This window comes from Pseudomonas sp. HN11 (assembly GCF_021390155.1).
Classification (GTDB): Bacteria; Pseudomonadota; Gammaproteobacteria; order Pseudomonadales; family Pseudomonadaceae; genus Aquipseudomonas.
In genome coordinates this window covers 4,293,222-4,317,110 of record NZ_CP089985.1, presented here as the reverse complement: position 1 = coordinate 4,317,110, position 23,889 = coordinate 4,293,222, and the positions used below count along the sequence as shown (strand labels likewise).

Genomic DNA, 23,889 nt, shown 5'->3' with positions numbered 1-23,889 from the left:
CCGCCTATCGTTCTCGTAGGGAAATTTCAAATGAGTATACGAACCAAGCGAGTCCTGGCCGCAGTGACATTAGTATTGGTGGCTATCGCAATATTCGGTGCGCTGAGCACTCACGAGCATATTGCTAGGCGGTGCCTGACGATATTAGCTATCGGATTGCTCATTACATCCTGGCAGGCAAATCGATATTTAACGACGTTATTTGTAGTCTGCGACTACGCCGTACGTGTAGCGCGGACGATGGGTGTAGGTGATTTCAGCCAAGAGCCTATTGCGACGAAAGGGGCTGTGATTGGAAACGTCACGCAGACCTTGGTGGATGCGCAACGGAACTGGCGAGTGAAGTGTTTGCAACGCTATGAACTGGATCAAACAGTGCGAGCCTCGGCTCATTCATTGAATGAACAAGCTTTCTTGATCGCCGACAGTACCAGTGCGCAGGCAACGGGGGCTTTGACAATGGCACAGGCGTTGGACTCGATGGGTACCGCTATCAGCCAAATTGCAGGACAGGCGAGCAATGCGAGAACAATCTCGGGTCAATCGGAACTTTTGGCTCAGAAAGGAGGTGACGTGATTGCTAATGTCACTGCCGGAGTCGAAGGCATCGTCGAGGCAGTGAATCAGTCTTCTATTCGAATAGTCGCCTTGGGAAATTCCTCCGAGGAAGTTAATTCAATTATCCAAGTCATCAAGGACATCGCGGAGCAGACAAATCTATTGGCACTGAATGCTGCCATTGAGGCCGCTCGGGCGGGAAGTGCCGGTCGAGGATTTGCTGTGGTGGCTGATGAGGTACGTAATCTTGCCGCAAGAACCGCGCAATCAACCAAGGAAGTGACTGAGATGATCGAACGCATAAGAACTCACACGACCCAGGTGATAGACAGCATGCAAGCGGCAGTTACTCGAGCGAATGAGGGAGTCGCTTTGACCAAAGAAGCAGGATCAGTCATGGAGCAGATTCGAGAAGGTGCTCATTGTTCGGCAATAACCATCGACAAAATTTCAGAAGAACTGAGTAATCAGACGAAAGCAGCAGAGAAAATTGCTTCGCGGGTAGAAGCCATGGCGCAAAAATCTCACAGCAATAATTTATCGATACAAAGTCTTGCGCAAGCGTCGCATAAATTGAAAATGGATACTCTCTTATTTAATAGCTGATAGCCGATATAAGAACAAGACGGTTTATCCTTGCCATCTATTGAGATAAAACAAGTCGCGATCAGTTGAGCACGACCTTGGAAGACTCATGAAGTTAATGGTCGTTCTACTGCTGTGTCTCCAATTAATAGACACTCCACACGGCGCACGCCCTCCGGAAATCATTATGGAGCTGAGGCACTCCTTGTATTTTTCCACTGGCCGATAGTAAGGCGCGCGATCTTTTTGATTTAGATATGCAGGGCGCGTTTATTATATTTACAGGTTATAAGTGCTTGATGGCTGAGTTGTTGGCTTTATGAAATCGTAACGCTCATTAGGTGAATCTAGATGTTGTTTAGAAAGATGAATATTTCCACACGCGCCACACTATGCTTTGCGGTTATCACCACCTTATTGATTGTCCTGGGGGTGGTTTCACTTTGGAACTTACGCGCTATTCGGACGTTGGCCGCTGACGTCGAGGAGCAATCGATGGCTAGCGTCATTTCCGCAAACCGGATCGATGCCACTGCCCTAAAGTTGATGCTCGAAAGCCGTCGCCTCTTTGGTCAATCCGACGCAGCTAACAAGGGCCTAATCATTGAAAATATTCAGACGATCCGCATGTCGTTGCGAGCGCAAATGAGAGAGTACAACGCGCACATGAAAGACGACAACGAGCAACAACTCCTTAAAGTGGTCAGCGATGGAGTCCTTCGCTTGGAGCACCTGGCAGAGAGCTGTATCGATCTGAGCCTTAAGGGCCGGAATGCCGAGGGGGCGGCCTTGCTAGAAGAGCACGAGGCCCGTGCCAGGCAAATGCAGTTGGCCCTTGAGCAACTAATACAATTTAATATCGATAAAGCCGGTCAGTCTGGCATTGACTCCGTGCGAACTTATGAGCATAGCGTTCAGTTCATCGTCGCAATGATATTCTGTGCTGTCCTGGCGACCTTGGCACTGGCGTTTTTTTTAACCCGTAGCATTGTCTTACCGCTGAAGCATGCCTTGTCAATCAACGATCGCATTGCAAGTGGTGACCTGCGTAGCGAGATAGCAATAGAAGGTAATGACGAGCTGTCAGCATTGCTGGGTTCGGCAAAGATCATGCAAATCAATCTCCGTGAAACGATCCACTTAATTAGTGACGCATCGACCCAGCTAGCCTCGGCAGCTGAGGAAATGAGCACGGTTACCGATGAGTCCAGTTGTGGACTGATTCGACAGAACCATGAGATTGAACAAGCCGCCACTGCAATGAACCAAATGACGGTCGCGGTAGTTGGAGTCGCCAGTAGCGCGGCCTCAGCCTCAATGGCGGCAAGCTCATCGGGAGCGTCTAGCCACCGCGGTTCTGATCGGGTAAAACGAACCATTACTGCTATCGAAAAATTGACCGACTCCGTCCAGAGTACTAGCAAAGATGTGGAGCATTTGGCCGTGCAATCTCAAGATATCAGTCAAGTACTGGGGGTTATCCGCGCTATTGCCGAGCAGACTAATCTGTTGGCCCTGAATGCAGCCATTGAGGCTGCACGGGCTGGGGAACAGGGAAGAGGGTTCGCAGTAGTGGCAGATGAAGTACGGGCTCTGGCGGGCCGTACTCAGGAGTCGACCGGTGAAATTGCTCAGATAATCGAGCGAATTCGCCTGGGAACCGAACAAGTCAGCCATGCGATGCGCGACAGCTGTTTGGAGGCTCAAGATACCGTTTTGATCGCTCATGAGGCAGGCGCGGCGCTTACAGAAATATCTAAGAATATCGAACAGATCAATGAGATGAACAGGCACATCGCCGCAAGCTCTGAAGAACAGGCTGAAGTGGCGCATACGGTGGATACTAACCTGACGAGCATTCGCAATCTCTCAGCGCACAGTGCCACTGGAGCGCAACAGACTTCAGCGGCCAGTGCCGAGCTTTCCCGACTAGCCGCTGATATGCACAGGCTCATGGAGCGCTTCTCGATCTAAGCTCTAGATATCAAAATACGAGCTCATCATTCGGAGATAGGAGTTAAAGATGCGGATCGACGGCGAACCCCTTAAATCCGAATAGTGGCTGCCAGAATCGACGGGGCCAAGGATGTGTCTAATTCAGTAGGTTGAAGTGGTTGCTGCCGAACTAGCTATCTTGGAAAGCATGATTTCAGTCTTGCGGTCGCATTGGAATATTAAGTAATAAGCAAGAAAAGGGAGCCTGATCTAACAACAGGCTTTTCCAGGTTTCGCGGCGTATCTGAGTCCAGCGATGTCAAGGGTTGATTGGCCCAATTGTGCGCTCAACAGGCCCGATTAGCAGTCAGTGGCTGCTGATACTTGCTTAATATCGAGTTGCCCTCCGGCGAGACAGCGCATCACCTGGTGGCTCGCTTACCCTTCAGTAGCTAGGAAACCTATAACTATGACCAAGCCAAAAATGGGCCTCGCCTGGCAAATTCTTTTCGGCCTGATTTTGGGTATTGTCGTTGGCGCAGTACTCAATCGCTACAGCTCAGACAAGGCGTGGTGGATTGCAACCATGCTGCAACCTGCGGGTGAATTATTTATTCGGTTGATCAAGATGATCGTGATTCCGATTGTGATCTCGTCATTAATCGTTGGTATCGCAGGCGTAGGAGATAGCAAAAAGCTCGGTCGAATCGGCATCAAGACGCTGGTGTACTTTGAAATCATTACGACGCTGGCTATCGTAGTCGGACTGCTGCTCGCCAACTTCTTTCAACCCGGCCATGGCATTGATATGAGCCAACTCCGGACGTCGGATATCTCTCAGTATGAGAAGACGACCAGCGAGGTGCAGTCCAATCATGCGTTTATCAGCACGCTTCTTAATCTGGTACCGTCCAACGTGTTCGCCGCAATCGTACGGGGCGACATGCTGGCAATCATTTTCTTTTCAGTAATGTTCGGGTTAGGTCTTGCCAGCCTCAAGGATGAACTGCGCCAGCCTCTGGTCAGTGCGTTGGAAGGTATTTCGCAAAGTATGTTTAAGGTTACCCACATGATCATGCGCTACGCACCGATTGGTGTGTTCGCGCTGATCTCCGTGACGGTGGCCAACTTTGGCTTCGGATCGCTCTGGCCTTTGGCAAGGTTGGTGACGTTAGTCTATGCCTCCATCGTTTTTTTTGGGGTCGTAGTATTCGGGTTGGTCGCACGTGTGTGCGGTTTCTCCGTCTGGAAACTGATACTTATTTTAAAAGCCGAGATAATTCTGGGCTACTCGACCGCCAGTTCTGAGACTGTACTGCCACGAATCATAGAAAAAATGGAAGCTTATGGCGCGCCACGTGCCATCACGCGCTTCGTAGTTCCTACGGGCTATTCATTCAATCTCGATGGGTCGACTCTTTATCAGAGTATTGCGGCGCTCTTCATCGCTCAGCTCTATGGCATCGACTTGTCCATCGTTCAGCAGATTACTTTGGTGCTGACCCTTATGGTTACCTCCAAAGGTATCGCTGGTGTACCTGGGGTATCCTTCGTGGTGTTGCTTGCTACCTTGGGCAGCGTCGGTATCCCTTTGGAGGGATTGGCGTTCATTGCGGGCGTCGATCGCATCATGGATATGGCAAGGACAGCACTGAATATTGTTGGGAACGCTCTGGCTGTGTTGGTCGTGGCGCGCTGGGAAGGCATGTATGATGATGAAAAAGGTGATCGCTACTGGAGATCCTTGTCCGCCTCCCAAGGCGACAACGACGTGGTTGTCACACCGTTGCACTGACGTAATGAGGTCTACCTGATGACCCATCTTTCGCTCAAGCTAAAGGGTATCTCATCCGACGTTTTCCGTTTCGAGACCAGCGACAGCAGCGGTTACGCCAAGGACTGGCACACTCATGATTGTCATATGCTGTTGTTACCACGTCTGGGTGGGCTGTTCGTATCGACCGAGAGCAGTCGGACCAGCCTTCTGGCGCGCCAGTCGTTTTCCTTGATACCGGCAGATTTTGCACACGCCACCCAGGCGGCGCCAGGGCGAGAAAAACATATGACCCTTTATGTGGACTCATCTTACGTCGAGCGTCAGGGGCGGCTGAGCGGATATGAGGGTTTTGCTCAGCAGGTTCAACGCTCGGGCATCTGGCAAGGAAACGAGGCGCTGGATAGCATCTTGCGCTTGCACGACCTGCTTCTGGACAGCGCCTCCCCGGAGGCCTTCCAACGTCAATTACCCCACCTCAATCATTTACTCTTTGAGGAGTGTGCGAGGCTTATCACTTGTCAGCGAACCCAACCGAAGCCGGCTGAACGCCAGCAACATGCATTGCTGGTGCGCGATATTCAGCGGTATGTTCGGGAGAACTTGGAAACCGATTTGACGGTTGAATCGATTGGCTATGAATTTCACCTTTCACGACGTCATCTTACGCGTGTCTTCAAGGCATTCGCGGACGAAACCCTACTGGATTTCACCAACCGCACCCGCGTGGAAACTGCCGCCCGGCTTGTCGCAACCACTTCACTATCGATCTTGGACGTGAGCCTTGCGGTAGGTCTGGACTCTCCTTCGTATCTCGCCCGTTTATTCAAACGCTACCTGGGCCTGACTCCCAGCGAGCTGCGTAAGGCCAGATAAAGCTTGGCCCAAACGAGTGGGAGCGTGACCCGATCATGCGTTATTGGCGAATACATCTTTGCCACAATTGATCTCATCTACAGAATCCAGAGGTCAGTATGCCCAACGTCCACGTTGTAGAAGTATTCAAATCCAGCCAAGGGGGAGGCAACCCTGCTCCTGTTGTTATCGATGCTGTTGGCCTTGAAGCTGAACAGATGATGGCAGTTGCGCGAGCCTACGGTCATGAAAGTGGTTTTGTGCTCCCCGCAACCTCCGGTAACGACTATCGATTCCGTTTTTTTGTACCACGGCATGAGATGAGCATGTGCGGGCATGCTACCATTGGTACGGTCTGGCTTCTACATACGCTTGGTAAACTGGGCAGTTGTCATCTGTCCATAGAAACGCTGAGCGGTAATGTATCGGTGCAAATACATGGGAAAGAGGGCGAACAACCTTTCATTGAGATTTCCCAGCCCGCAGGGGTCGTTAGCCCAATAAACAAGCCAGAATTACGCGACTCTATTATTCACGCCATTGGTCTTGAGCCCGAAGACATCCTTGACCTGCCATTGCTGAACTCGGCGACAAGCCGGGTCAAAACACTGATCCCGGTAAAAAACCCGGAAAGGTTGGACGCGGCAGTACCTGACTCGACCCGGATCGAAGAACTGTGTGAGGAGTTGGACTCAACTGGTTTCTATCTTTTTTGCGCTCATCCAGGCAAACCTCGGCAGTTTGACAGTCGTCAATTCCCGAAATCTTCAGGCTATCCGGAAGATGCGGCTACTGGCATTGCTGCGACCGCACTTGCATTTGGTTTGCTTAAGTACGAAATGATAAAGCCCGGCCCCGCTTCGATGCTTATCCACCAGGGGCGGGCAATGGGGCGTCCATCAGACATCCACGTGCGCTTTGATGTGGACGAAACTGGGAGTCCACATGGATGCTTCGTCGGCGGCTACAGCGCTTTTGCTCCGACTGAACACGCACATGAATAATGATCCTAGACCACAATGGTTGCCGCTGAGCGAGGTCGTAGACCCGCTCAATAGTACGTTGCAGACTTTGTATCCGACCGCGCCCCAGACGTTCATGGAACCTGCGCAATTCCAACTGAGCATCCGCGACGGAGAACTGCTTTGGGTATCTGGGCAGGTACCGCGATTCAATCAGGAAATCCGCTATACAGGTATCGTTGGAGAGCAACTATCCATAGAACAGGCGCGCGATGGCGCACGCCTGTGTATGGCGAACTTCCTCTCCATTGTCGCGGCAGCTTGCGATGGCAATCTTAATCGGGTTGCACAGGTGATTCGGATCACAGGTTATGTACGGGGCACACAGGATTTCGGCGCGCAGTCGCAAGTGATCGACGCCGCATCTGAAGTGCTGACAGCGCTTTTCGGTGAGCGTGGGCGGCATGCGCGATCCGCTATTGGTGTGCATTCACTACCAGGTGGCGCGGCGGTGGAGATTGAAGGTGTGGTGCGATTACGCGTATGAGGCAAGCAACGCGTAATGGCCAGATACGCTGCATTTGATTAGCGCGCAGCTCCCAGTTAATACGCATACCACTAGGTTCCAGAGCAGTAACCTTGACGCCAAAGGGCCCGACCTGAAGGGCAACACTTTCTGTAAAACCACCCACAGCCAATTTCTCGATTTTGGTAGGCGAAATAATCGAGTCTGAGTCTGCGCTTTCCCCCGCTCACAAATGCTCAGGAGTGGCTCAATCTCAACCAATCGACTAAAGCGTTTTCGACCTGTAGCGGTGCCTCAAAGGGTGCCATGTGGCCACTTTTCTCGAACACCCTGAAATGCGAACCGGTAACTCGACAGGCGATGAATTCATGCTGCGCTACAGGGCTCCAGGCATCTTGCCTACCAACCCCAATCAGCGTTGGGCAAGTGATGTCCAGCAGCTGCTGTGACGCATCCGCTCGATTCAACAAAGCCTTGATCTGGCGCGCCAGTATGTCTGGCGTCATACGTAAAACCATTTCACGGAGTGGCTCCACGAAATCGGCATTTTGAGCATGCATGGCGAGCAACATAGGCGGTAGCCAACGCTCCATCACTGCGGCCATGCCGTGTTGATACGCAATATCCACCAAGGCCTGGCGCAGTTTACTCTCACCAGGCTTTACGGGATGCACACCCGTACTGAGCAGTGCGATACGAGTGATTCGCTGAGGGGCGCGATGGTAGACTTCGAGTGCGACTCGCGCCCCCATCGAGTGACCTGCGAGCGAAAACCTATCGGGAGCTATATCCAGCACCCGCTCGGCCATTTTCTCTATTTGGTCGTCCTCACTGAAGTCAACCGGCATGATTCGAGCGTGCCGTGCCAGGCCTGGCAGCACCTTCATCCAGATGGTCCTGTCACACATGAGACCTGACAAGAGCAATAGATCCGGTTTCATATGTATCTCAAGTATGGCAGCAATGGAAAACGCGCTGTCTGACTAATGACTGTTCTCACCGAAAGGGCTGCTGACGCCCGCCGGCATCGGATTAAGTGAGATATCAACGCTTTTTTTCACGGCATCCAGGAAGGGGCGCAGCTTCACTAGAACAATCGATGCGATGATCATCGGTGCCGATAGAATCGCGATGTACATGGTTTTATCCAGTCCCAGCCCTATCAGATAACCAGCTAAAAGGGGACCCGCTACCGCACCAAGGCGGCCAGCGCCCATAGCAATGCCTGTACCAGTACTTCGCACCTGTACGGGAAAGACACCAGGGACCAATACGTAGAGCGAATTGACCGCGGAGAACAAGCAGAAGCCGACGGCAACTGCCGTCACTAGCAGCAATATGCTTGCCCCTGGTGCCGCGGCGAACGACACGGAGGTTATGACCAGCCCTACCATAAACGCTGCAGCCAAAGCTCTAGGTCCGAGTTTTTGGGCCAAAAAGCCATAGACCAAGCAGCCTGCTATACCGCCCAAGTTCATTAAAAGAGATCCGGAAATCCCCATGGTCTGAGTCATACCACTGCGGGTGAGAATTTGGGGCGTCCAGCTAAGGAGGAAATAACACGTCATCATCACAGTGAAATAAACGACGCTGGTAAAAAATAAGCGACTGACCATATCGCCATTCCCAAGTAGTGCAATCAAACCAGGTTTAGCGCCCGTTACGGAGTGATGAGCGGGAAGCAGGTCCAGATTTGGCATCCCCATCTTCGATAATATCCGGTTGCAACGTTCCAAAGCGTTGGCCGGTTTTTTAGCGATCAGGTAGTCGACCGACTCTGGCATGGCAATCCAGATCAGAGGAAGCAACAACGCTGCTGCGCCGGCCCCGAACAGGTACACCGACTGCCATCCGTAGGCTTGGATGAGAAACACAGAAAAGATCCCACCCAACGTAGCGCCTACTGGATAACCGAGCGCCATAAGTGAAACGCACAATGCTTTTCGGCGGGCTGACGAATACTCAGTCACCATGATGTTTACGTTGGCCAGAATTCCACCAATGCCAATCCCAGTGACCAAACGCATGAAGGCCAGCTCGCCGAGTCCGCTTGTAAATGCAGATAACCCCATCCCTACCAATAAAAGGACCATGCAAAACATTATCGTTGGCTTTCGTCCCACAATGTCGCCGATCGGAGCAACCGCTACAGCGCCAAGGCCCATTCCTGCCAGCCCAGCACTGAACAGAAGGCCAAGGTCGGTAGGGGCAAGCCCCCAATTTATTGATATAGCGGGACCGGTGTAGGCCACCACCAGCACATCGAAACCATCCAGGCCAGCAATAAGGGTACAAAGCGCAACGATCAAAATCTGATAGCTACTCATTTTTCCCTTTTTGATAGCGTCCAAGATATCAGCAGCATTATTCATTATTGTTCTGCCTTGTGATTGGGTTATGGATCAGTAAGAGCCGCGGTCCATAGGCGGGGTGAAACCTATACGGTCGGGCATCGAATCCTGTATCGCGCCCAGCAATCGATAGCAATTCATAACGCTGCTCACACTGGAGCGTGGTTCGCGATCGTTGCGTATCGCATCGACGAATTCCCGATCCTGCAATTCGATCCCATCGGCATATAGCCCGGTACTCGACAGGTCGACAGGCACCCCATAGCCATCGCTCAATTCGTCATAACGGGCGAGGTAGGTACCTCGATCACCGATAAAGCGAAAATGACTGCCAAAGGGGCCTTCGTTATTGAAGCTCAGGCTTAAGCTGCATAACGCGCCGTTGCTGCTCTTGAGTTGCAATGAAAGATCCATGGCGATCCCCAGTTGCGAATCCAGAGGACCTTCCAGCACGTTCCAAGCAACGACTTCACTGTTTGTTTGATACTGGAAAAGGTCGACTGTATGTGCAGCGTGATGCCACAACAAACTGTCGGTCCATTGTCTAGGCTGGCCTTCGGCGTTTAGATTCTCACGGCGCATGAAGTGCGTGGAAACCACGAGATGCTGCAGGCGTAGACGGTCCTCACCTATCTGCTGATGAAGCCACTGATGGGAAGGATTGAAGCGCCGCGTGTGCCCAACCATAGCGACGCAAGGGCTTTTGGCGCTTACCTGCAGCAGGCGTTCGGCATCCTGTAGGTTATCCGCCATTGGAATTTCCACCAGCACATGCTTGCCAGCCTCCAGGCACCGTATGGCCTGGGAAGCATGCAAGGGCGTGGGTGTGCATAGAATCAACGCATCGATATTTACATCAGCCAGCGCAGAATCGAGATCGCGATAAGTCCGGTCAATACCATAGTGGGCTGCGAGCAATTGGTTTTGTGCCGGGTCGATGCCCACCAGTGCTGTGACTACAACGGTCTCGATGTTCGCTAACACGTCGAGATGTTTACGCCCGAAAGCGCCGAGCCCCACCAGTGCAATTCGCACTCGGGCACCCATGTTTGAATCAGTCATTTTCCAGCACCAGCAGACCATAAGCTGTGTTGGAGACGGGGATGTGATGGAAGCGATGCATCTCGCGTACGCGCTCATTCATAGCGCCCCGCATGATCAACCACATCACGAGCTCGATACCTTCGGAGCCGGTTTCACGCAGGTACTCGGTATGCCCGATGGTGAGGAGGGTCACCGGATCACTGACAAATTGATCCAGCCACTTGAGGTCGTACTCCCGGTTGGTCAATCCTGCTCGTTCACCCTGTAGCTGATGTGACATACCGCCGGTACCGAAGATGGCCACCTTGATATCTTTGTCATAACTGTCGATGGCACGCCGTAGCGCTCTGCCCAATTGGAAGCAACGGTTACCGGTGGGTGGCGGGTATTGAATGACGTTCACGCACAATGGGATCACCTTGCACGGCCATGCCTCTGGTTGGCCGTAAGCCAACGATAGAGGCACCGTCAACCCATGGTCGACGGTCATATCAGACACCAGAGTCATGTCAAATTCATCGAGAATCAGAGACTCAGCAAGGTGCCAGGCAAGTTCAGGATCACCTTGTACCTGAGGCACAGGCCGCGGCCCGTAACCCTCATCATGAATATCAAACGTTGCCCCCATACCGAGGGCAAAAGTTGGAATCAGCGACAGATCGAACTGCGAAGCGTGGTCGTTATAAACAACGATACAGACGTCCGGTTTGTGCTCGGCTATCCACGCTCGTGCAGGTTCGACTCCGTCGAACAAGGGTTTCCAATAAGGCTCGCCAGTCTTTCCGTGGTCGATTGCTGCGCCGATGGCCGGGACATGGGATGTACCTATTCCGCCAATTAATTTAGCCATGCGATTGCTCCTTCTTACTGCGGTTGCCGGCGATGGAGCGACCTCCCTCGAGCATCATTTTCTGAAAGGCCTCAAGAGACATTCCATTGCCGGACATAGCTGCGCCGGCCTGCTGCATGCTCAAACCATCAAAAATGGCCAATTTGAAGGTGTAATAAATGTTTCCACCCAGCCTCAACATCTCCAGCCATTCGCGCTTCATCACTGCGGCGTGTTGTTGTTCGGTCATAGGGTGACGCTGCAAGTAACCCAAGGGGTCGCGGCGAAACGCTTCCCGGTTTTCAGCCAGGTCCAAGGACTTGCAGAACATGTTCAGCGCATACCCTTTACGATGGTGGCTGCCGTCGAACACATAAGTGCCGGGTATGTCGTCGTAGTCTTTTGGCCGGTTCATGGCGGCTCCAGTAGGAAAAAATCAGGCTTAAAACGGCTGGCTCCGCAGAGGAGTCAGGCCCAGTACAGACGTGTCGGGTTGTCGACCAGCAGCTTGCGTTGCAGCTCGGCTGTGGTCGCTATGCGCGGAATGACGTCCACCAGCAATCCGTCATCGGGCATGTGATCCTTGAGATTGGGGTGAGGCCAGTCGGTCCCCCAGAGCACCCGGTCCGGAAACGCGTCGACGACCTTTTTGGCAAACGGAACCGCATCACGATACGGATGTGATTCGCCATTCAGTGCCGCAGGACCGGTAAGGCTCAGGCGTTCCGGGCAACTGACCTTGGTCCAGATATTGGCGTGTTCGCCGAGCAAGCGCAGGAACAGGCCGAATGACGGTCCGTCGACGCTTTCACTGACGTCCGGGCGACCCATGTGGTCGACCACGACTGGCAGTGGCAAGCCAATGAAGAAATCCCAAAGTTCAGGTAAATCCTGTGCCTCGAAATACACCACCACGTGCCAGCCCAACGGTGCGATACGCTGTGCGATGGCCTGTAACTCATCACGAGGAGTGAAGTCCACCAAACGCTTGACGAAGTTGAATCGCACGCCCCTTACACCTGCGTTATGGAGCTTGCGCAACTCTTCGTCGGTCACCGTGTTCTTGAGCGTCACGACGCCACGAGCCCGGCCGTCTGAGTGCAGCAAGGCATCGACTAATGCTCGATTGTCACTGCCGTGGCAGGTGGCCTGCACGATCACGCTACGTTCAAATCCCAGGCGCCGGTGCAAGGCGAACAACTGCTCTTTGGACGCGTCGCAGGGTGTGTATTTTCTTTCGGGGGCGAAGGGGAAACTGGACGCTGGACCGAAGACATGACAATGAGCATCCACGGCGCCCGTAGGCGGCTGAAAGGATGGCTTACTGGGATTGGGGTGAAAATTAAGCCAGCCGGGGGTGATATCGCTAGTCATGATTACTCTCGATTGAGGTGAAGCGCTGCGTTTTTTAGGCTGGAGTCAGTTCACGAATCCAGGCCAGACGGCGTGCGGAATGAATACCTCACCCCGCATCAACAGCCGAGCGGTTCGCAACAGGGTGGCACTCGTCACGTTTGGGTCGCGACCGTCGGGGGAAGCCTCCAGGCCCAGTTGCAGAGTGAATTCGCCTGTCGGGTGTTCCACGCTGACGGTCTGTTGCAGCCCGCCGGAAACCTCGGCCAGTCCGTCAGCCACCGTGTGCTTGAGGACGCACGCGGTTGCGACGGTGACGGCGGCCAAGACACCGATAGCGTCGTGACATACATGGGGAATAAAGCAACGGGTGACGATGCTGCCGCCTTGCAGAGGAGAGGCAATCAGGCACATTTTCGGGTAGTTACGCGCGCTGACATCTCCCAGGCCCATCAACTCACCGCACACCAGCCGTAACGCCTCCAGCCGGGTCTTGAGCTCGTCATCGGCATTGAGCGATGACGTTGGTTCAGACCCTGTGCGCCCTAGTGCACTGGCGGGAATCAGTACCATTGGCATGCCATTGTCAATGCAAGTCACGTCTAGAGAGAGGCCATCCGGTAACGTGATTCGATCACACCGATTGCCGGTAGGCAGTAAACCCGCACAGACCGATCCGGCGGTTTCTAGAAAATTGATACCAATAGGAGCGGCCTGCTTCGGCACACCATCAATACGTGTAGCTCCCGAATATTCGACATACCGCACTCCATCGGAACTGGGTGTCTGTACCGTGATGTCACACTGCATTCCCGTGTTGAGTGTGAGCACACGCAATGTTGTCGTATCGCCTTGGGCATTAACCAATCCGCGCTCCAAGGCAAACGGCACCACGGCGGCGAGCATGTTGCCGCAGTTGGCCGTGGTATCGACTCGATCACTGTCAGGTTGGAGTTGTGCGAAAAGAAATTCCAGATCCACTCCAGGAGCATTGCTGATGCTAACAATGCCCACTTTACTGGTGAGCGGATGGGCGCCGCCCAGGCCGTCGATCTGTCGACGATCGGGGGAGCCCATGATGGCGAGCAGGACGCGATCACGGGTAGGGATGTCGTCCGGCAGATCGGCCCGGTCGAAAAACGGTCCGCGTGAAGTACCTCCACGCATGAACAGGCAGGGGATCGAAGTTTGAGTCATTATTGTGCTCGCATCGCCGCTTCTTGTTAGTAAGGATGCGGGGGTTTTTGATTACCACCGCCCCGTCAAATGATGATAGGGAGCCCTACCAAGGCCGGCAATGCGATCCAGAACATGACTGTTATCAAATAAAAGCATCGCTCAAAACCTATAAGCACTGAGCGCTGGACAACCGCCGTAGGAAAGGCGGTGAATCGCCCGGGTTCTCTAGACACTTTGCAAGCTCATATGGACTGCCCCCGGCATCGTAGACATCTCCAGCCTAAGCTTGGACTGGAGATGTCTACGATGCCGGGGGCAGTCCAATGAACAGCTTGCAATGGAGCAGGCTATTTCAAATCCTGCTGCTGGTCGCCCACTGTCGGTTCCGATGACTGATTCCCGATGGCCAGCAACTGATGGTTGGGTGAAATCGGCGCAAAATATCAATGGAATAGAAATCCACTACGTTAGAAACTCCATTACTGGAGCAATTGACGACTTCAAATTTAAGTGAGTAAACATATGCTTGCCTTTTGCCAGGCCAATCTCGGTAGCGCTATCCCAACAACGGAACGCTATTTAGGTGAGGTAGATCAAACTGACTATTCTCCTTTGAGTATTGGAGAAAGCTACGTGGTGTATGCGCTGTCGTTTATTTTTGATCGGGTGGATTTTTTAGTGCGGGCTCCTGAACAACCTCCTTTTTGGGCTCCGAGCAGTCTATTTCGATTGGGTGATGCTAGGACTCCAGCAGGCTGGGAGTTTTGTATTACTCAGTTGCGCCCTGGCTACAAATCTCTTTTTGATGCGTTCAAAATTAGCTATGTTATGGGCTATCCGCTGCTAGTAAATGAGTATGAGCATTATGTAGGGATTGTTGAGCGAGACCCAGTAGAGCTTCTACGATTTATGGAGGAGGAGCTGAAGCACATGTTAGACTGATTTAACGGTGTGATGGTGCACAAGGCATCCAGAAGGTTCCAGGTTTCGGAAGGGACTGTCATAAATTTTGTGTTCGGGCATAACATGTTGCTAGAGGTGCATGTATGCCGACAAAAAAGAAACCGGCCCGTGAGGCCACGCGAGACCTTCCATCCATTCCCAAAGAGCTGATCGACCAGTTCGTCAGCGGTCCGATGAGTGCCGAAGCCATTCAGGACGCCTCGATGGCGTTCAAAAAGGCGCTGATCGAGCGAGCTCTTGGTGCCGAGTTGGGCCACCATCTTGGCTATCCTCAGGGCGCGGAGCGCCCTGAGGATTCGAGCAACCAACGCAATGGCAAGAGTGGCAAAACGGTGCTGACCGATGACGGCCCTTTGCGTCTGGATATTCCCAGAGATCGCGATGGAAGTTTTGCCCCGATCTTGATCCCTAAGCATGAGCGCCGTTTTACAGGCTTTGATGACAAGATCATCGCGATGTATGCCCGAGGTATGACGGTTCGCGAAATCAGGGCGTTTCTCTCGGAACAGTACGGAACAGAAGTCTCCCACGACTTTATCAGTTCCGTCACTGACGCCGTTTTGGAGGAGGTTGCCGCCTGGCAACAGCGACCGCTTGAACCGATGTACCCGGTAATTTTCTTCGATGCATTGCGAGTCAAAATTCGTGACGAAGGCCTGGTGCGCAACAAAGCGATTTACCTGGCACTGGGCGTATTGCCGGACGGAACCCGAGATATCCTGGGCATTTGGATTGAAACAACCGAAGGCGCCAAGTTTTGGATGAAGGTCTTCAACGACCTGAAAACGCGAGGCGTCGAGGACGTCTTGATCGCCGTAACTGACGGTCTCAAAGGCATGCCCGAAGCGCTGAGTGCTGTGTTTCCTGAGACGACGTTGCAGACCTGCATCGTCCATCTGATCCGCAACAGCCTCGATTACGCAGGCTGGGACAAGCGCCGTGAGCTGGCCAAGGCATTGAAGCCGATCTATCAAGCGCTCAATGCTGACCTCGCCGAGCAAGCGCTGCTGGCCTTCGAAGCCGGGCCTTGGGGCAAGCAATATCCCACGGTTGTGGCGGCTTGGAAGCGCGCTTGGGATCGGGTTATCCCGTTCTTCGTGTTTCCCCCGGCGATACGCAAAGTGATCTACACAACCAACGCCATCGAGAGCATCAATGCTCAGTTGCGCAAGATCATCAAGACGCGAGGCCACTTCCCAACGGACGATGCCGCGACGAAGCTGATTTGGCTGGGTTTACGCAATATCACCGCGAACTGGGGCAGTGCAGCCCATGACTGGAAGAGCGCGATGAATCAATTTGCGATCCTGTACGCAGATCGATTTATCAGGCCGACCTGGTAAAGCTAGGGCCTGCCTGACGGCAGGCCGTTACCGGCCCGCACACAAAAAATCTGACACTCTCTTTCGGAAAGGTAGATGACTTCTTTTCATCCCAATCGACACTGGATAAAGAGAAGCCTGCAGAGATGCAGGCTTTTTTTGCGCTAGAGTTTTTTAGTCGACAAAACCGCCTCCCTCAATGTGATACACCTGCGGTTCCTCCGAGAAAAACTCTTCCAACCCCAGCATGAACACCCGGTGATCCTCACTCGCCTCAAAACCCGGCGTGTGATCCTCCAGTGACTCCCAACGCACAATCAGGTTGAATCGCTCAGGTGTTTCAATCCCTTGCGCGAGCATGTGGCCCAAATGGCCTTTCGCACGACTGAGCAGCGGAGCGACTTCGGCAAATGCATCCCTGAATGCTTCGATGCGTTCTTTGTGAACAGGGAGTAGAGCGATCTCGTAGATCATGGCTTTGCTCCGGCAGTGGGGCCAACGGCTATCGCGATTTTTCCTTGGAGGCCATTGTTGGGGCTTTCCAGTCGCGCATGGGCGAGCGGCATGTCGGCAAGCGCATAGACGGCGCCGACGTGTGGGCGCAACTGACCTTGTGCAACCAACGTGCTCAACTCATCCAGCTTGCCGCGGTTTTGCCTCGTGAACACGAAGTGATAACTCGCATTCTTGCCCCAGGCCTGAACCAGGTTCTGCGGCTGTGCGATGTCGACGATAGAGACCACGCGGCCCAGTTGTGCGAGCGCGTCAGGGCTGCGCGATAGCGTGTTGCCGCCGATGGTGTCGAACACCACATCAACGCCGCGTCCATTCGTTTCCCGCATGATCGCGTCGACGTAGTCTTCCTTTTCGTAGTCGATGATCACGTCGGCGCCCATGCTGCGTGCGAACTCAGCGTTGGCTTCGCGCACGGTGGTGAACACCCTTGCGCCGATGGCCTTTGCCAGTTGGATCGCTATATGGCCAACGCCGCCAGCGCCGCCGTGTATCAGGATACTTTCTCCAACCCGAAGCTCTGCGCGTACGGTCAGCGCTTCCCATGCCGTCCCGCCGACCAAGCTCAGGCTGGCCGCCTCAAGGTGACTCAGTGCGAGCGGCTTCTTGCCGATAATGCTTTCGGCCGCCACGTGGTATTCGGCATAACTTCCGGGGCCGTCGAATATCTGCGGGGTGTACCAGACTTCGTCGCCTGGCGCGAAGTTCGTCACGCCCGGCCCGACCGCTTCGACAACGCCGGAGATGTCGTGGCCGGTAATGGCGGGGAGTTGCACCAGGTCGGCGTAGTCGCCACGGCGCACCTGATAATCCAACGGATTGATGGACGTGGCATGTACCCGCACCAGGACTTGCCCGGAGTGCGGCACCGGATTGGGCACTTCGCAGAGTTCGAACGAATCCGGGCCGCCAAATGAATTAAGGATCATCGCTTTCATTGTACTACCTCGTTTCGGTAAAAAGGGATATCGGGAATTATCGATATCCTGTGGTAAAAAATTACAGTTCCTTGCCGATGATCTCGGCAAGTGCACTGATGGTTGCTTCGTTTCGCTTGTAGTAGGTCCACTGGCCGATGCGCCGGGTTTCGATCAGGCCCGCTCGGTGCAGCGTGGCAAGGTAATCGGACACCGTCGACTGCGACAGCCCGACGCCTTCTTGAATGCTGCTCACACAGACGCCCACCGTATGAACGTCCCCTTCATCCTGCGCGGGGAAGTTCTTTTCGGGATCCTTCAAACCTTTCAGGATTTCAAGTCGAGTGCGGTTTGAGAGGGCTTTGAATATTTCGAGTAGGTCCATGGCGCAAGGATATCGAGATTTACCGATATGTCAATGCGGAGCGTGAGCATACGATTTTTTACCGCTGTATGAATGCGGTGGAGAACGTGATAGCAGCACCACGAAAAAAAATTTATGGGCAGCGCTTGAAATTTTTTTGCCTGAACCTACTTAGGTTTTACGCGATGCCGAACACGGGTCGCGTACCAAATCACTTGGAGAAACCTCAGGAGATTTTGCAATGGCTACTACTCTTTCGTTGGCCCCACTGTTCCGTCATTCCGTCGGCTTTGACCGTTTCAACGATCTTTTCGAATCGGCGCTTCGTAGCGAGGCCGGTACCACCTACCCACCGCATAACGTCGAAAAGCATGGCGATGACCACTACCGAATCGTCATCGCGGCTGCAGGTTTGGTGGAGGACGACCTGGACATCCAGGTGGAAAAAGGCGTGCTGACCGTCGCCGGTGGCAAACGTGAACAGAACGAGAGCATCACTTACCTGCACCAGGGCATCGCCCAACGCGCGTTCCGCCTGTCGTTCCGCCTGGTCGACCACATCGAAGTGCAGGGCGCACAGCTTTCCAATGGCTTGCTGAGCATTGACCTGCTCAGGGTCGTACCGGAGGAAGCCAAGCCCAAGCGCATTGCGATTGGTAGTGCGGCCAAAGCTGATGTGAAATCCATCAGCGAGCAGTGAGTTGAAATGAATAGAGGCGCTCTTTGGAGCGCCTTTATTTTGCCCAATGATTAACAGTCATTTGCTGTTAATCGAACGAGTCGTTCTGTGGAGTCAGCTGTTTTCTTATCGTCCAGACCCCTGCCAGGCAGGGTTGCGCCAGCATTGCGTGCTGAATAATAGATGTCGAAAAGCTGCCCGTCTTCAAGCTCTTCGGGGCGACAGTAGCGCTACCGGCGCTGCCGGATATCCAGTAAGTGGCGTTGCACCGGATGGACCGGCAATATGGGTTGAATCAAGAGGTGGCGCAACTGGCACAGGCGTGCTGCAATTTCTCGCGGCTGTTGTTCCAGGGAGCGATCATGAAACGCCATTTCGAAGACTTGCAGCTGGGCAGCATCGAGCTGTTCTGCCTCGCCGCCGAAGCCAGCAGCTTCACCGCCGCCGCGCAGGTCGCCGGTGTCACGCCGGCCGCCGTGAGCCGCAGCATCTCGCGTTTGGAAGAACGCCTGGGCTCGCGGCTGTTTGTGCGCACCACCCGCAGCATTCGCCTGACTGACAGCGGTCGAACCTTCTTCGAGCAATGCCGCCAGGCCCTGACTCAACTGGTGGAAGCGCAGCAAGAGATGATGGGCGCGCAGGCCGTGCCGTCGGGCCTGTTGCGCATCAGCATTCCAACCACCTATGCCCATCACCGGTTGTTGCCGTTACTGCCGAAGTTTCGTGCGCTGTACCCGCAAGTCACGGTGGATGTTCACATCAGCAACCGCAATATCGATTTTGTCGCCGAAGGTTATGACCTGGCCGTGCGCGTGCGCGCCCAGCCGGACTCATCGCTGATTGCCCGCCTGTTGGAAGACGCCGAACTGGTGGTGGTGGCGTCTCCTACCTACTTGAAACGAGCCGGCGTCCCACAAACGCTGGAAGATTTACCCTCCCATGAATGCATCCAGTACGAACTGCCGAGCAATGGCCGTCGCATCTCATGGTTGTTTCAGGTAGACGGCAAGGCGCAGGAGTATGCAGGGGAGGCGGGGTACAGTTGTTCCGACGATGTGCTGGGCGGCGTGACCCTGGCCAAGCACGGGGCGGGGTTGTTCCAGACCTACAAGTTTATTGTCGAGCAGGAGCTTGCAAACGGCAGCCTGGTGCAGGTGTTACAACCGTTTGGTGGGCGCTCGCGGCCCTTTACCTTGCTGTATCCCCATGGGCGCTATGTGCCGCATCGGGTGCGGGCGTTTGTGGATTTCTTGATGCAATGTCGGGACGAATGGGCGGTGCGATAGACGCGGCTATATCCCAGGTAAGCAGGAGTTGGCTGATCGCCGCGTCGATAGTGGCATGGGGCACATTGTCCCGCGCCAGGATCGAAATGCCCTGCAGGAAACTGTCAAACACAGCCGCCATTGCTGCCGGGTTAACCGTGGCTGGCAACTGCCCTGTACGCATCGCGCGCTCCACACACGCCACAATCCCCGCTCGCGTGCGCAGCCGCGACTGCGTCAACCCAGTCGCCACCCGCGCGTTCTCCGGGCTCGGTGCGCTCATCACACCCAGTGCCACCATGCAGCCCTTGGGATGGCCGTCTTCACACTGCATACGTGCGGACTGGCGTAGCGCCGTCTCAACAGCCTGACGCGGCAGCAGGCTTTGGTCCCACAAGCATTCGGTGACCTGGGCGTAGGTCGCCAAGTAACGCTGCACGCATTCGTCGAACAACGCCTCTTTTGAACCGAAGGCCGCATAAAAACTTGGCGCAGAGATACCCCCACCCAGGCCAGCCTTGAGTTGAGCAAGGGAAGTGGCGTCGTAGCCGTGCTCCCAGAACAGGTGCATGGCCTGTTCAACGGCGTGGTCGCGGTCGAAGGTGCGGGGGCGGCCCATCTGTGCCATGTCAGGTCTCCGGTGGAAGGCGAGATAAATACTAGTCGATACATAAGTCATTGACAATGCGTTGTGCTCGCCTGCAACATTTGTATCGATCAGTATCTAAGTTCCACTCAAGGAGTTTCCCGTGACACCCTCACTCACGTTATCGGCGTCATCCGACCGCCTGCCCATCGGCGCGTTACTCGCCCTGGCCATGACCGGCTTTATCTGCATCCTCACCGAAACCTTGCCCGCTGGCCTCCTGCCGTTGATCAGCGAGGGCCTGGCGATTTCGCCGTCCATGGCCGGGCAGATGGTCACTGCGTACGCCTTGGGTTCGGTGCTGGCGGTGATCCCCATGACCATTGCCACCCGTGGCTGGCGTCGGCGCAACGTGTTGTTGCTGACCATCGTCGGTTTCTTGTTGTTCAACTCCATCACTGCGTTGTCATCCCACTATGGCGTGACCCTGGTGGCGCGTTTCTTTGCCGGTGTGGCCGCGGGGTTGGCCTGGAGCCTGCTGGCCGGTTACGCCCGGCGCATGGTCGCGCCGCATCAACAGGGCAGGGCGCTGGCGCTGGCGATGGTGGGTACGCCGATCGCGTTGTCATTGGGTGTGCCGTTGGGCACCTGGCTGGGTGGGCTGGTGGGCTGGCGCACGACCTTTGGGCTGATGTCGGCGGTGAGCCTGGTGCTGATTGCGTGGGTGCTGGTAAAAGTCCCGGACTACGCGCCTCAACCTGCACATCAACGCCTTTCCCTGGGCCAAGTGCTGACCACGCCGGGCGTGCGACCGGTGTTGGCGGTGGTGATCAGTTGGATGCTGGCGCACAACATTCTCTACACCTACATTGCGCCGTTCGTGGCGCCTGCAGGGCTGGCCGACAGGGTTGATCTGGTGTTGCTGGTGTTCGGGATTGCTGCGCTGGCCGGCATCTGGATCACGGCGAGGCTGGTGGAGCCGCTATTACGCAACACGGTACTCATCAGCCTGGCGGTGTTTGGTTGCTTCTCGCTGGTGTTGGGGCTGTTCGGCAAGTTGCCCGCGGTGATCTACCTCGGCGTGGCGGTATGGGGCCTGAGCTTCGGCGGCGCGGCAACCTTGTTGCAAACCGCCCTGGCGGATGCGGCGGGCGATGGCGCGGATGTGGCGTTGTCGCTGAACGTGGTGGCGTGGAACAGCGCGATTGCCGGCAGCGGCGTGGTCGGCGGTGTGTTGCTGGATACCTGGGGCGTGGCGTCGTTCCCGTGGGCGATGCTGGTATTGATCGGCGTGTCGTTTGTAATCGCCTGGGCCGCTCGTACCCATGGTTTCAAGCCGGGAAGACGGGCGGGTGCTGTAGTCGTTGCGCATTAAACCTTCGGTCGGGCGCCATAGGGTGTAGGCTGGGTCTCAATTCATCGGATATTAGCCCTTCATGTCCACGCTAAGCGAAGAGAGCCGCCAGATCGTAGCTTCTCTGGCGCACCGTGTTGGTCCCACCGCTGATATTGCAGGCATCGCCGAGGCGATCACTTCGATATTGCAGGACATGGACGCAGCACTCACGCCCATCATCGGGCAGCAAGGCTGTGTCGCACTGTTGCGCCGCAGCCTGCACCTCAGCGCCTCGTCCCATGCCCGCGTGGCCAACACGTACGAGCACTTGCAGGCAACGCCCGACCATGACGGCCTCAAGGCCGTATTGCTCGAGCAGAGTGAGGCCGATGCGCTGTTTTTCGGTGAGGTGCTGCTGACCACCTTCTACACCTTGCTCACCACGCTGATCGGGCCCTCGCTGACCGCCCGTTTACTGCGCGATGTGTGGGCACCTTCTTTGAGCGACACCCCTTCGCAGGAAAATTCGCCATGAGCACCAAAGTAACTATCAACCGCCTGGCTACCGGCGTGCCAGGTCTGGACGAGGTGCTGGGCGGAGGTTTGCCGGAGTTTTCGTTCAACCTGATCGCCGGCCCGCCCGGCTGCGGCAAGACCACTCTGGCACATCAGATGATGTTCGCCCTGGCGACACCAGAACGCCCCGCGCTGTTTTTCACCGTGCTGGGCGAGCCGCCGCTGAAAATGCTGCGTTATCAGCAGCAGTTCGACTTTTTCGACAACGAAGCGATCAACCAGTCGATCCGCTACATCAACCTGGCCGACGACACCCTGGCCGGTGACTTGGATGAAGTGCTGCGGCGCATTGTCAGCGAAGTGGAGGCGCACTCGCCGTCGCTGGTGTTCGTCGACTCCTTCCGCTCGGTGGTGATGGCCAGCCAGACCCAGCACAACCCCAATAACAACCTGCCGCAGTTCGTTCAACAACTGGGCATGTTGATGACCACCTGGCAGGCGACCACTTTCCTGATTGGCGAGTACTTCACCGAGACCGATACCAACCCGATTTTCACCGTGGCCGATGGGCTGATCTGGATGCGCCAGAGCGTCGAACGCAATTCGATGGTGCGCAAGCTGGAAATCATGAAAATGCGCGGCCAACCGACCTTGCCGGGGCTGCACACCTTCCGTATCGCCAGTTCGGGCATCAAGGTTTTTGCACCGGCCGCGCTGAACCCGGTCGATAAACCGATGGAACTGCCTGTGCAGCGTCTGAAAATGGGCGTGCCGCGCCTCGACGATATGCTCGGCGGCGGCTTGCCTCGGGGCTATTCGCTGCTGGTTGCAGGGCCTTCGGGGTCGGGCAAAAGCATTTTGGCGGCGACCTTCCTGGCCGAAGGCGCACGTAATGGCGAAACCGGCGTTATCGCCGTGTTCGAACAACGCCCCAACCACTCACAAAACGCCGTGCTGGCCGGTTTGATCGCAAGCGGGAAGGTCGGTTTGGTGGACAGTCGGTCGCCTGACCTGTCGATTGACGAAATTGTTCACTTGCTCCTCGGCGAAATCAGCCGCTTGAACGCCACGCGGGTGGTCATCGATTCGCTGTCGGGCTTCGAGCTGGCCCTGGCGCCGACCTTCCGCGCGGACTTTCGTGAGTCGTTGTCACGCATGGTCACCGCGTTGACCCGCGCCGGCGTCAGCGTGCTGATGACCTCGGAACTGGAAGACCGCTACACCGACCTGCGCTTCAGCCCCTACGGAACGGCGTTCCTGACTGATGCGATCATCGTGCAGCGCTACATCGAAGTGCGCAGCCGCCTGTTGCGCATCATGGCCGTGGTCAAGGTACGCGCCAGTGCCCACTGCGATGAATTGCGCCAATACCACATCAATGACCATGGCCTGCAGATCGGCGAGATGCTGCCTGATCAGGAGGGGCTGCTCGGCGGTCGCCCGACCACCCGGCACATAGGGAGTGACAATGTGTGAG

Annotated in this window: 24 protein-coding genes; 13 read left to right on the top strand and 11 right to left on the bottom strand. The window is 55.1% G+C overall.

Annotated elements, in window-relative coordinates; translation table 11 throughout:
• Positions 1 to 30 precede the first annotated feature (30 nt).
• From LVW35_RS29010 to LVW35_RS19650, 6 genes are all read left to right on the top strand, one after another.
• Positions 31 to 1,164, top strand: a complete 1,134-nt coding sequence (locus LVW35_RS29010; protein WP_326489591.1) for a methyl-accepting chemotaxis protein — start codon at positions 31 to 33, stop codon at positions 1,162 to 1,164.
• Between the two features lie 330 nt (positions 1,165 to 1,494).
• Complete coding sequence (locus tag LVW35_RS19670) at positions 1,495 to 3,117, top strand: methyl-accepting chemotaxis protein (protein ID WP_233891669.1); 1,623 nt, start codon at positions 1,495 to 1,497, stop codon at positions 3,115 to 3,117.
• Positions 3,118 to 3,547: 430 nt separating this feature from the next.
• Positions 3,548 to 4,873, top strand: a complete 1,326-nt coding sequence (gene gltP / locus LVW35_RS19665; RefSeq protein WP_233891668.1) for a glutamate/aspartate:proton symporter GltP — start codon at positions 3,548 to 3,550, stop codon at positions 4,871 to 4,873.
• 18 nt (positions 4,874 to 4,891) lie between these two features.
• Positions 4,892 to 5,728, top strand: a complete 837-nt coding sequence (locus LVW35_RS19660; RefSeq protein WP_233891667.1) for an AraC family transcriptional regulator — start codon at positions 4,892 to 4,894, stop codon at positions 5,726 to 5,728.
• A 98-nt stretch (positions 5,729 to 5,826) separates the two neighbouring features.
• Positions 5,827 to 6,711: a PhzF family phenazine biosynthesis protein gene (locus LVW35_RS19655; RefSeq protein ID WP_233891666.1), complete on the top strand. Its 885-nt coding sequence runs from the start codon at positions 5,827 to 5,829 to the stop codon at positions 6,709 to 6,711.
• A complete protein-coding gene (locus LVW35_RS19650; RefSeq protein WP_233891665.1) occupies positions 6,704 to 7,216 on the top strand; it encodes a RidA family protein in 513 nt (170 codons plus the stop codon). Before LVW35_RS19655 ends, LVW35_RS19650 begins: the two co-directional genes overlap by 8 nt.
• A 215-nt stretch (positions 7,217 to 7,431) precedes the next feature.
• Here the strand turns inward: LVW35_RS19650 and LVW35_RS19645 are convergent, their stop codons facing one another.
• From LVW35_RS19645 to LVW35_RS19615, 7 genes are all read right to left on the bottom strand, one after another.
• Positions 7,432 to 8,082 carry an alpha/beta fold hydrolase gene (locus tag LVW35_RS19645; protein WP_233891664.1) on the bottom strand — a complete coding sequence of 217 codons (651 nt, stop codon included), beginning with the start codon at positions 8,080 to 8,082 and terminating at the stop codon, positions 7,432 to 7,434.
• Positions 8,083 to 8,178: 96 nt separating this feature from the next.
• On the bottom strand, positions 8,179 to 9,567 hold the full coding sequence (locus LVW35_RS19640) for an MFS transporter (protein WP_233891663.1): 1,389 nt from the start codon (positions 9,565 to 9,567) through the stop codon (positions 8,179 to 8,181).
• A 30-nt stretch (positions 9,568 to 9,597) separates the two neighbouring features.
• A complete protein-coding gene (locus LVW35_RS19635) occupies positions 9,598 to 10,608 on the bottom strand; it encodes a Gfo/Idh/MocA family oxidoreductase (protein ID WP_233891662.1) in 1,011 nt (336 codons plus the stop codon).
• Positions 10,601 to 11,440 carry a class III extradiol dioxygenase subunit beta gene (locus tag LVW35_RS19630; protein WP_233891661.1) on the bottom strand — a complete coding sequence of 280 codons (840 nt, stop codon included), beginning with the start codon at positions 11,438 to 11,440 and terminating at the stop codon, positions 10,601 to 10,603. The genes LVW35_RS19635 and LVW35_RS19630 overlap by 8 nt, the downstream gene beginning before the upstream one ends.
• Positions 11,433 to 11,834: a protocatechuate 4,5-dioxygenase subunit alpha gene (gene ligA / locus LVW35_RS19625; RefSeq protein ID WP_233891660.1), complete on the bottom strand. Its 402-nt coding sequence runs from the start codon at positions 11,832 to 11,834 to the stop codon at positions 11,433 to 11,435. Before ligA ends, LVW35_RS19630 begins: the two co-directional genes overlap by 8 nt.
• Before the next feature lie 53 nt (positions 11,835 to 11,887).
• A complete protein-coding gene (locus LVW35_RS19620) occupies positions 11,888 to 12,793 on the bottom strand; it encodes an amidohydrolase family protein (RefSeq protein ID WP_233891659.1) in 906 nt (301 codons plus the stop codon).
• Between the two features lie 45 nt (positions 12,794 to 12,838).
• Positions 12,839 to 13,969: a 4-oxalomesaconate tautomerase gene (locus LVW35_RS19615; RefSeq protein WP_233891658.1), complete on the bottom strand. Its 1,131-nt coding sequence runs from the start codon at positions 13,967 to 13,969 to the stop codon at positions 12,839 to 12,841.
• Positions 13,970 to 14,461: 492 nt separating this feature from the next.
• Between LVW35_RS19615 and LVW35_RS19610 the strand changes: the two genes are divergently transcribed.
• Complete coding sequence (locus tag LVW35_RS19610) at positions 14,462 to 14,893, top strand: hypothetical protein (RefSeq protein ID WP_233891657.1); 432 nt, start codon at positions 14,462 to 14,464, stop codon at positions 14,891 to 14,893.
• Between the two features lie 104 nt (positions 14,894 to 14,997).
• The gene (locus LVW35_RS19605; RefSeq protein ID WP_233891656.1) at positions 14,998 to 16,257 is read left to right on the top strand and encodes an IS256 family transposase; all 1,260 of its coding nucleotides are present in this window, start codon (positions 14,998 to 15,000) and stop codon (positions 16,255 to 16,257) included.
• Positions 16,258 to 16,410: 153 nt separating this feature from the next.
• Here the strand turns inward: LVW35_RS19605 and LVW35_RS19600 are convergent, their stop codons facing one another.
• From LVW35_RS19600 to LVW35_RS19590, 3 genes are all read right to left on the bottom strand, one after another.
• A complete protein-coding gene (locus LVW35_RS19600; RefSeq protein WP_233891655.1) occupies positions 16,411 to 16,710 on the bottom strand; it encodes an antibiotic biosynthesis monooxygenase family protein in 300 nt (99 codons plus the stop codon).
• Positions 16,707 to 17,687: a zinc-dependent alcohol dehydrogenase family protein gene (locus LVW35_RS19595; protein ID WP_233891654.1), complete on the bottom strand. Its 981-nt coding sequence runs from the start codon at positions 17,685 to 17,687 to the stop codon at positions 16,707 to 16,709. Before LVW35_RS19595 ends, LVW35_RS19600 begins: the two co-directional genes overlap by 4 nt.
• A gap of 61 nt (positions 17,688 to 17,748) precedes the next feature.
• On the bottom strand, positions 17,749 to 18,051 hold the full coding sequence (locus LVW35_RS19590; protein WP_033900970.1) for an ArsR/SmtB family transcription factor: 303 nt from the start codon (positions 18,049 to 18,051) through the stop codon (positions 17,749 to 17,751).
• A gap of 220 nt (positions 18,052 to 18,271) precedes the next feature.
• Between LVW35_RS19590 and LVW35_RS19585 the strand changes: the two genes are divergently transcribed.
• The gene (locus LVW35_RS19585; RefSeq protein ID WP_233891653.1) at positions 18,272 to 18,730 is read left to right on the top strand and encodes an Hsp20 family protein; all 459 of its coding nucleotides are present in this window, start codon (positions 18,272 to 18,274) and stop codon (positions 18,728 to 18,730) included.
• A 341-nt stretch (positions 18,731 to 19,071) separates the two neighbouring features.
• Entirely contained in the window at positions 19,072 to 19,995 is a 924-nt protein-coding gene (locus LVW35_RS19580) for a LysR family transcriptional regulator (protein WP_233891652.1), read from the top strand.
• On the opposite strand, the gene LVW35_RS19575 is transcribed toward LVW35_RS19580, so the two are convergent.
• Positions 19,898 to 20,602 carry a TetR/AcrR family transcriptional regulator gene (locus LVW35_RS19575; RefSeq protein ID WP_233891651.1) on the bottom strand — a complete coding sequence of 235 codons (705 nt, stop codon included), beginning with the start codon at positions 20,600 to 20,602 and terminating at the stop codon, positions 19,898 to 19,900. The two genes, LVW35_RS19580 and LVW35_RS19575, sit on opposite strands and share 98 nt — an antisense overlap.
• A gap of 121 nt (positions 20,603 to 20,723) precedes the next feature.
• Here LVW35_RS19575 and LVW35_RS19570 point away from each other — a divergent pair, with 121 nt between their 5' ends.
• The 3 genes from LVW35_RS19570 to LVW35_RS19560 all read left to right on the top strand — a co-directional run bounded on the left by LVW35_RS19570 (position 20,724) and on the right by LVW35_RS19560 (position 23,888).
• Complete coding sequence (locus tag LVW35_RS19570; RefSeq protein WP_233891650.1) at positions 20,724 to 21,935, top strand: MFS transporter; 1,212 nt, start codon at positions 20,724 to 20,726, stop codon at positions 21,933 to 21,935.
• 61 nt (positions 21,936 to 21,996) lie between these two features.
• Positions 21,997 to 22,431 (top strand): hypothetical protein, encoded by a 435-nt coding sequence (locus LVW35_RS19565; protein ID WP_233891649.1) that lies wholly within the window; start codon positions 21,997 to 21,999, stop codon positions 22,429 to 22,431.
• Positions 22,428 to 23,888 carry an ATPase domain-containing protein gene (locus LVW35_RS19560; RefSeq protein WP_233891648.1) on the top strand — a complete coding sequence of 487 codons (1,461 nt, stop codon included), beginning with the start codon at positions 22,428 to 22,430 and terminating at the stop codon, positions 23,886 to 23,888. The genes LVW35_RS19565 and LVW35_RS19560 overlap by 4 nt, the downstream gene beginning before the upstream one ends.
• The last annotated feature ends 1 nt before the right edge of the window (position 23,889 follow it).